The sequence below is a fragment of the Acinetobacter faecalis genome, assembly GCF_034187745.1.
GTDB classification, from domain to species: Bacteria; Pseudomonadota; Gammaproteobacteria; order Pseudomonadales; family Moraxellaceae; genus Acinetobacter; species Acinetobacter faecalis.
The window spans coordinates 1-8,011 of record NZ_JAXHPF010000016.1; the positions used below are offsets into that span (position 1 = coordinate 1).

The 8,011-nt window shown below is 37.7% G+C and carries 6 protein-coding genes; 1 reads left to right on the forward strand and 5 read right to left on the reverse strand.

Translation table 11 applies throughout. From position 1 onward, the window contains the following. Positions 1-156: 156 nt before the first annotated feature. The 3 genes from SKM54_RS12245 to SKM54_RS12255 are packed head-to-tail and all read right to left on the reverse strand — an operon-like array spanning position 157 to position 1,450. Positions 157-486 carry a hypothetical protein gene (locus tag SKM54_RS12245; protein WP_321095490.1) on the reverse strand — a complete coding sequence of 110 codons (330 nt, stop codon included), beginning with the start codon at positions 484-486 and terminating at the stop codon, positions 157-159. Between the two features lie 56 nt (positions 487-542). Next, the gene (locus SKM54_RS12250; RefSeq protein ID WP_321095492.1) at positions 543-1,070 is read right to left on the reverse strand and encodes a hypothetical protein; all 528 of its coding nucleotides are present in this window, start codon (positions 1,068-1,070) and stop codon (positions 543-545) included. Then, the gene (locus SKM54_RS12255; RefSeq protein ID WP_321095494.1) at positions 1,067-1,450 is read right to left on the reverse strand and encodes a hypothetical protein; all 384 of its coding nucleotides are present in this window, start codon (positions 1,448-1,450) and stop codon (positions 1,067-1,069) included. Before SKM54_RS12255 ends, SKM54_RS12250 begins: the two co-directional genes overlap by 4 nt. A gap of 83 nt (positions 1,451-1,533) precedes the next feature. On the opposite strand from SKM54_RS12255, the gene SKM54_RS12260 reads away from it, so the two are divergent. Further along, positions 1,534-2,223 (forward strand): IS6 family transposase, encoded by a 690-nt coding sequence (locus SKM54_RS12260; RefSeq protein ID WP_321095495.1) that lies wholly within the window; start codon positions 1,534-1,536, stop codon positions 2,221-2,223. A gap of 71 nt (positions 2,224-2,294) precedes the next feature. Here SKM54_RS12260 and SKM54_RS12265 read toward each other — a convergent pair whose 3' ends face one another. Together SKM54_RS12265 and SKM54_RS12270 are read right to left on the reverse strand one after the other, a co-directional pair. Further along, on the reverse strand, positions 2,295-2,543 hold the full coding sequence (locus tag SKM54_RS12265) for a hypothetical protein (RefSeq protein ID WP_321095496.1): 249 nt from the start codon (positions 2,541-2,543) through the stop codon (positions 2,295-2,297). A 1-nt stretch (position 2,544) separates the two neighbouring features. Continuing rightward, positions 2,545-8,011, reverse strand: a 5,467-nt coding sequence (locus tag SKM54_RS12270; RefSeq protein ID WP_321095498.1) for a hemagglutinin repeat-containing protein, incomplete at its 5' end; no start/stop codon positions are given.

An 8,011-nucleotide genomic window follows, 5' to 3' on the forward strand; every position in this document is an offset into this window, starting at 1 on the left:
ATTATTAAAAAATTTAAAGGGATAAGTAATAATATTAAAGAAAAAAAGCCTGCACCATTAATCATTAGTCATTCATCACTATTTAAATAAATATTATTGGATATAAATCAAACATAGACTTAACAAAATCTATGTTTGATTAATTATTAAATTAATTTATGGTCTGCACCCATCTTTCGCGCTATATCCCATACTTTTACAGCCAAACTCAACTCTATCATCATAAGACTTTATGTTCGGAATTCCATTAAAAATTAGTGCACCTCCACGAATAAAACCCTTATCTTTTAAGTATTTTTCATGTATTGGCTGCAATAACTTTTGCTCACTTTTCAGTTGATTAATATCCCAATTCATTGGTGAAATATAATTTCCTTTAAAAGCATTTCTAAAATTATCAAAACCACCATACATTAATGACTGTCCCGCCTCATCTCTCCATTCATATACTGTACCTCCTGGTGATACAGGTCCACCAGTAAACACATATCCTAAGCTTCTTTATAGCCTAGCACTTGTATAGTTGATTAAGTTAATGAATATTATCTCCGTTCTTGACTATATTTTGTCCAAATTAAATTAGGTGTTCCATCATATAGACAAAAACATAAATCAGGCCACTTAATATCATTTGTGACCATAACACCCCACCCCTTTAAATTAGGAAAATCCGCATAATAAGTCGAATGTATATACCACCCCTCACTATTAGGTGTCCAAAAACCCTCTTTTGGCAAAATCAATTGATGTTTTAAAGTTGCATCAGAATTGTAGATTGCCGCATTATTGGGGCACAAAAAATTTTCATTATCCTTGTCTAATATAATAATCAAGTTTTTATGATTAGGTAAAACAGAAGCAGAGCCCAATTCATTTATTAATTTTCGGCTGTTATTGGTAATTACCCGAGTACCCACTTTAAGTAATGGTTTTATTAGTGTACCAATTTCCGTCCAAGCCAAAATAGGATCAAAAGATTCTTGACTATAAACAAGTACTTCTGCTTCAACTCCATTAACTGATGACTTAAACAAATAATAAACTTCTTTTATATTTTCACTAATCATCACTTAATTTCCTTAACATTATTTAAATCTAATTTAAATAACTCTGGATTAGTCCTAGGTGTATTTTTCATAAAATTCACTTGATGCGCATTACCAGGTAGTATCTGATCTTTTACATAATCATACATCGATCCCGCCTTGCCTTCTCTTAGTCCAACACTAGGCTGCACTTCAAACTCAACTACATAAAACTTATTAGCCATTCTATCTTTATTCGTTTGTGGTTTAAATTCTTCTGTAATAGCTAAATTATTACGCATATCTGCAATTGAATTAACTTGATCTTTTGTTGCCCATCCTCCTAATTTTGATGCTGGATTTTGACCAATCGCTTCCAATCTTTTCATTTCTAAAAATTGTGACTCATCAATTACCATACGCATTATCTCAGGTTCACTGACTATTCGATCGGTTCTGTCGCATTAAGAAACAGATCAGTTACTCTGGTATTTTATAGGAGTCGAATATGTTGATTGCCAGTGCATTTAAACGCTTACATTATCCAATTGATGTGATCACCCAATGTGTTCGATGGTATTTGGCTTATTCTCTCAGCCTACGAAATTTAGAAGAAATGATGGCAGAGCTAGGAATTGACGTTGATCACTCGACTTTGCACCGTTGGGTTCTCAGAGTCACCCCTGTCTTCAATAAAATCGCTGCCAAATATAAAAACCCAGTTACTCAATCTTGGCATATAGATGAAACCTACATTAAAATTAAAGGGAAATGGCATTATCTGTATCGAGCCATCGATTCAAACAGTAAAACGGTAGACTTCTTACTGACAAAACGTCGTGATATGCAGGCTGCTCGTAGATTCTTTAAAAATGCGATCAGCAAACATGCTTGCCCAATTAAAGTGACAATAGATAGAAGTGCGGCAAATAAAAAGGCTGTCGAAAGCTTGAATACTGGGTTTACTCGACTTAAGCCAATTACGATTAGACAAAACAAATATATGAATAACCGAATTGAACAAGACCATAGGTTTATCAAAAAAAGGGTTAGATCTATGCTGGGTTTTAAATCATTTAGGTCAGCAAAGATTATTTTATTAGGGATAGAGTTGATGCATATGATTAGGAAAGAACAATTCAACTTATCAAAAGAATTTCAAAATACTCTAGGATTATTTTGTCTAAAATTTAGATAACAGAAGTGTTCAACGCATGATTGCGACGAGTATTCCTTAATGCGACAGAACCCTATTATTTAATAATATTTTTAAAGAGTAATGAGCATATCTTCATGTTTACCCTCATAACACTCTTTAACATATTCATAAACTTTTTCAGGCTCTATTATTATGTAATTTAAGTATTTATCTATTAACCAATAATATTTTTCATAATCACTTTGTCTATTATCGGTTGGCACAAGGAATGAAACATAATATTTTTTAGAACTATTCTCTATACCTATACTAAATTTTAAAGTTCTTGATACGTAAATATCTTCACAATGTAAATTCATTCTAATCACCTATTTTTATAACATTAATCATATCTTTAGTTACCTTATCAGCATCTATTACAGCTTCAGAAGCTCCATTAGGTAGCTTACCACCAGGTATCCATTTAGAGTTTGCTCCTACCTCATTTCCTGATGGTATTCTTAAGCCTGCTTCTTTAGGATTAGATATATCAAGTCTTACTAAAGATCCTTTTAAAAGTTGATCTTGAGGTAATCCTAATGCATTTGCTATTTTTATAGGATCTCCATGTGCAGATTCTATTATCTTATTAGCCTCAACTTTTGACATGACATATGATGTACCATCCGTCTGCCCTATACCATATTTATTAAATGAAGTATCAATCATAAATCTTGAGACCCCATCTTCAAATTCTGACAAATGCTCTTTTATATAACTCTGTGATAAATATGTTGATGGATCTGGACGTTTTCCTATTGGTTGCTGAATCACATCTTTAAAAACTTGCTCAACGGAAATACCTTGTTTAAGCTCAACATCACCTCTATTCATTATTGATTCAAGAACTTGTGGATTTCCAATTTGAGAAGGTTGCAATCTAAATTCTTCTCTATTTAAATCTGGTGATAATAAATCATTATCACGATTAAAATTGTTCTCTAAGCTCTGCTTTTTCTGTAAAGTCTCAGCAATCTCTGCTTCCTTAGCTACCTGCTGTGCTTTCTTAACAGCATCAATTGTCGCCTCTGCACCTTTTTTACCTGCAGTACCTACTCCACCAGCACCAACAATCTGACCTACAATATTTGCTTTATATTCTGCTTCTGCACCCTCATCTTTTTGCATCTTGTACAAATCGATCGTGGTGTTATATTTTTCCAACCCTTGATCCATGCCTTCAGATACATTTTTTGCTGTCTGTACTGGGTTTTTAGCAGCTTCTACAGCTGAGTTGATTAACTCTTTTGTATTATCAATTGGATGTTGTGCAAATTCATAAATACCAACAGCCGTATCTTTCACTGTTGTTGCAACACCTGTAACAGCTCCTTTTACTCCACTTATATCTCGATCTACAGATGAGTTGAGTCTTTCTAAGAAGCTGATTTCACTATCTTTAATTGCAGCTGAGTTTTGAATAAATTCTTTTTTACTGTTGTAATCCGCTGAACCCTTATTCGTACTTCCAGCTAAGGTATTGGTTAAGAAAATATCTTTATTTTTAAAATCTTCTTCTGTTGCTGTAAATCCTTTTCCAGCTTCTCCAATATACATATCGGCTTTTTGTCGCTCTGAATCAGAAATATGTCCTTTATAGGTATCATCTTTGGCTCTAGTAACAAATACTCCTCTAGAATCCTGATAGGCATTAAAGTTGGAATTAATTTCATCCACAGACTCATCTTTAGTTTGTGTTAATAAATATTGATAAGCTTGGTTATATTTTTCTATGTCAGAAGCATCTAATTTACTATCAAATGCTTCTTGCCAACCTTCATCAATATTGTATAAAGCGCCTCTGGTAAGCTGGGTTTCTGCTTCTTGTAAGCTAATTCCTTTTTCTTTTGCATAAGCTTTGGCTAGATTTTGAATAAGATCTACTTCTTCTCGGTGAAGCATTCTATTATTCTCCACCGCATTCTGCCCAATCACACCTGCCAATTGTGCGTTGTAACTCGAATCGCCTACCGCTCCGCCTATCACCGCGCCAATTCCTGCAGTCAAATCTCGAATTTGCGCTTTGACACTTTCTGGTAATAAGTTCGGTTGGAATTCTCCATTCGCATCTTGGTATTCTTTATTGTCCTTGTATTGGTTGGTGAGATAGATCGCGGCCGCTTCACTCGCTACAGCTGCACTTCCGCCTGCTGTTGGATCCCCACCATTAATGTAAGCAAGCGTTGCACCTAATAAAGCATGGGCTACCATTTGCGCTGCGGTGTTCTTGTCTTCTCCATGCCCAAACTCTTTACCAATCACTTGTGCGGCATATGGTGCAAGTGTATTTGTCACTGTCTGTAAGTCAGTTTGTCCACCTAATACTGCTGTCAATGCTGTCGTCACTGCATTAACTGCTCGGCTACCGTTACCACCAATACCCCATGTTGCTGTCACTGCTTTTTGGTTCGCTAAAGCATCTGCATATCCTGAGATATTCTTCGATAAATATGCTTCTTTTTCTGTTGTTTCTAATGTTTTGAATTTCTCTTGGTCTTCTGGACTTAGTTGATCATAGAATTCTTTTGCTAATGCTGTGGTTTTTTCAGTAGCGGCTTTAACTTGGTCTTGTGAATAGGTTCGTCCTGCTGCAACTATCGTCGATGTCGCATCTGCAATGATCTTTTGTTTTTCGAGTAGTGCATTTAAATCCGGAACTTCATCTACTTTTTGGTTCGCGGTATTAATATCACTGTGAATACCCAGCTCTTCAACTGTTGTATCTTTACCACCAATGTTGATGTTTCCTGCACTCAGTGTTGCATAGGTAGTACTGCTGTCTTCGTCTTTGTCTTGCTGTGGTAACGTTGGACTAAAGCTTGTACTGTTACGCCAATTGTTGTTATTGGTGTACGTAGCACCTGTATGGTCTGTACCGCTTTCTTTTCCGAATTTCGTTCCACCTGACAGTGCTACAGTTGTAGCTTCATGACTACTGCTATTTTCAATATTGCTAAAGCTGAGGCTGTTCGCTGTTAAATCGTTGTTTTCTTTTGTGGCGGTCGAGGCTATTGCTCCTCCTTGTAAATCTACATGGTCAGCTTTAACGTGATAGCCACCATCACCCGCAAACAAACCGCTTTGTTGGTTGACGCTCTTATAACTTCCATCTGCCTGTGTTAGGTTGATGTTACCTGATCCTTGTCCACCTGAAAGCTCCCATGCTGTACCTAGTGATGCTTGTACTCGTATACCAAGTCCTGTTTGATCTGTGTCTTGTTCTCTGGTGTCTTGTTGGCTAATGATGTTTAGGTTTCCACCTACATCCGCATCAATTCGATTCGCAGTCGCTTGTGCTCCCTTCAGTGTGGCATCACCTTTGCTCGTGATCTTGATTTGATCGGCATTTAAGGTTGTGTTGTTATGCGTGGTAGCGTCAACATGATTACTGCCTTTGCCATAACCTGCTTCTGCGTAGATATATACTCCTGTTTGTGCACCAACGGATACACCTACGCCAACACTTGCGCCCGCATTACTATTTTTACCTTCTGCATTCTCTTTGCTTTGTCCTGACTCAAGGAGAATGTCTTTCGCTGCATCGAGGCTGATTTTATCTTTGGCATTCACCTGTGTATTTTTAAGATGAATGTCACCCTCTGTACTGGTCAGGTTAATATTTCCACCTGCATTCAGTAAATTTGATTGTGATGCTGAGTAGCTATTGTCTTGATTGCTTTTACTTGTGCTAAAACCAATACCCGATTCTGCTTTAAATAGTGCTCCACCTTTAATATCGCTATAGGTTTGATAACCTTGCGCTGCTGCAGCTACGCCTTGTAATGCCTTAGTTCGGTCATCGGCTTTGCTCTTGCCTGCTTTATCTACTGCATTCACAAGGTCGAGCAGTGGTGAACTGATTCGACTAAATACACCCACTTTGAGGTCTTTGTTCGATTGGCTGTCACGACCTATGTTGTGGTCATCAATAATATTGATGTCTTTGGCTGTGATGTTAATGTCTTTGCCTGCAATCACATCGGCAACTTTTTGGTTGTAGTTGTTGCCTGCTGTAATGTTGACATTGCCTTCTAAGCTACCTACTTGGCTACGTTCTTGGCTGACACTTTGGCTATTTTTGTTGTTTTTATTTGCCATGTAGCCGTCAAAGCGCTCTGTATCTGAAATCTGTGCACTTCCCCAACCTTTACTCTTTTTATCTTCACTTTGGTTAAAGCTGTTTTGTGCCGATTTAATATTGATGTCTTTACCAGCACTTAGGTTTAAGTCATCTGTAGATACCACTTTACTACCAACGATATTGATGTTGCCTTCATCGGCTTTGATTGTAGTTTTTCCACCAACAGAGAGTTCTGTACCTACGCTTTGTACTAACCCGCCATTGGCTTTTTCTTTGTCGTTATATACGCCCAGTGGTGCTAAGTGGTCTCTTGTATCAATACTAAAACCACTGCGTTTTGAATCTGCTGTTTGGCTTTCAGTGTTTTGCGTTGCTAGTAAATCGATGTTGTTTTTTGCATGTAGCAGTGCATCACCTTCGGCTGAAATTTTTGCACCTTGGCTACGGATATCTCCTTCTGTTGCAAGGATATTTAAATTACCACCTGCTTTTACTTCTGTACCTACAGATTGAGTAGATGCGGTATCTTTTGTTTTGTTTACTTTTTGATTATGTGCTTGGAAAACCACTGGACTAGCTGCCGCCATCGATGCTTTACGCACCGTTTCAGCACTCGACATGATCTTGCCAACTGCACTGTCCGAGAAGTCGTTATTTTCTTCACTCTTCTTCGCAGATGCCGCAGCTGCTGCTGCACTGTTATAGGTCACACCAATCGAAATTCCTGAACTCTTATGTTCATATTTCGATTGTGTATCTTGCTGTATATCTGCTGCATCAAGATGAACATTTTTACCTATAAGGTTAATATTTTTGCCCGACTCTATAATCGAAGCTTTGGCTGTTAAGTTTTCACCCGCAATAATGTTGGTATTGCCGTTTACACTACCTACAACACTTTGGGTTAAAGAGGTCGATTGTGCTTTGTCTTCTTGTTTGGTATTCGATTTACCATAGCCAACGCTTGCTACACCGTCAGATAAACTTCCTGTAAATCCTGATTTTTCTTTACTGTAGAATGCTGTATTCGAACTCGTATCCGTCGCCGCTGTAATATCTACAGCACCTTTCGCCTGCAACTGTGCCAATTCATCCGCAACCACTTGGCTGCCCTGCACCGCAATGTTTTGATCCGCACTCAATACAACATTTTTACCCGTGATCACACTCGAAACACTGGTATTTTCTTTTTGTTCAAATAGTTTATCTTTTCTCGTTTTAGAAACAGCATTGCCTCTTTCTTCATGTGCGCGAAGTGCATATTCATGCGTCGCTCGCCCTTCTTGAACTTGGATGTCTCTCCCTGCACGAACCACCACATTGCCAGATTCACTATTCAAAATACCAGCTTTGATCTGGGTATTCGCCCCACTTTGCAACGAGATATCACCTGCAGCCTGAATCTGTGTACCGACATCTCGGCTTGAGCCATTTAAAATATAATTATCATCTCCACCTGAACTCAAGTCTCGACGACTCACATTCACCGTAGAAAGATTCAAATCTTGTCCTGCTTTAACTGAAACACTACCTTGGCTTTGTATATCTGATGCAGTTAAATTAATGTTGTTCTTCGCTTGTGCAGAGAGTGTTCCATCTGCATCTTGTACATAAAGTCCCGCCACACGACCAAAGTTTTCAGCGGTAAATTCACTTAACCCATCTTTGTTTTCAGTTTTAATCGTGGTGGTGATGTTATTAATATCT

Bases quoted from the DNA above. Each gene is read 5' to 3' on its own strand.
- SKM54_RS12255 (WP_321095494.1), bottom strand. From the start codon at position 1,450: ATGCGTATGGTAATTGATGAGTCACAATTTTTAGAAATGAAAAGATTG.
- SKM54_RS12260 (WP_321095495.1), top strand. From the start codon at position 1,534: ATGTTGATTGCCAGTGCATTTAAACGCTTACATTATCCAATTGATGTG.
- SKM54_RS12265 (WP_321095496.1), bottom strand. From the start codon at position 2,543: ATGAATTTACATTGTGAAGATATTTACGTATCAAGAACTTTAAAATTT.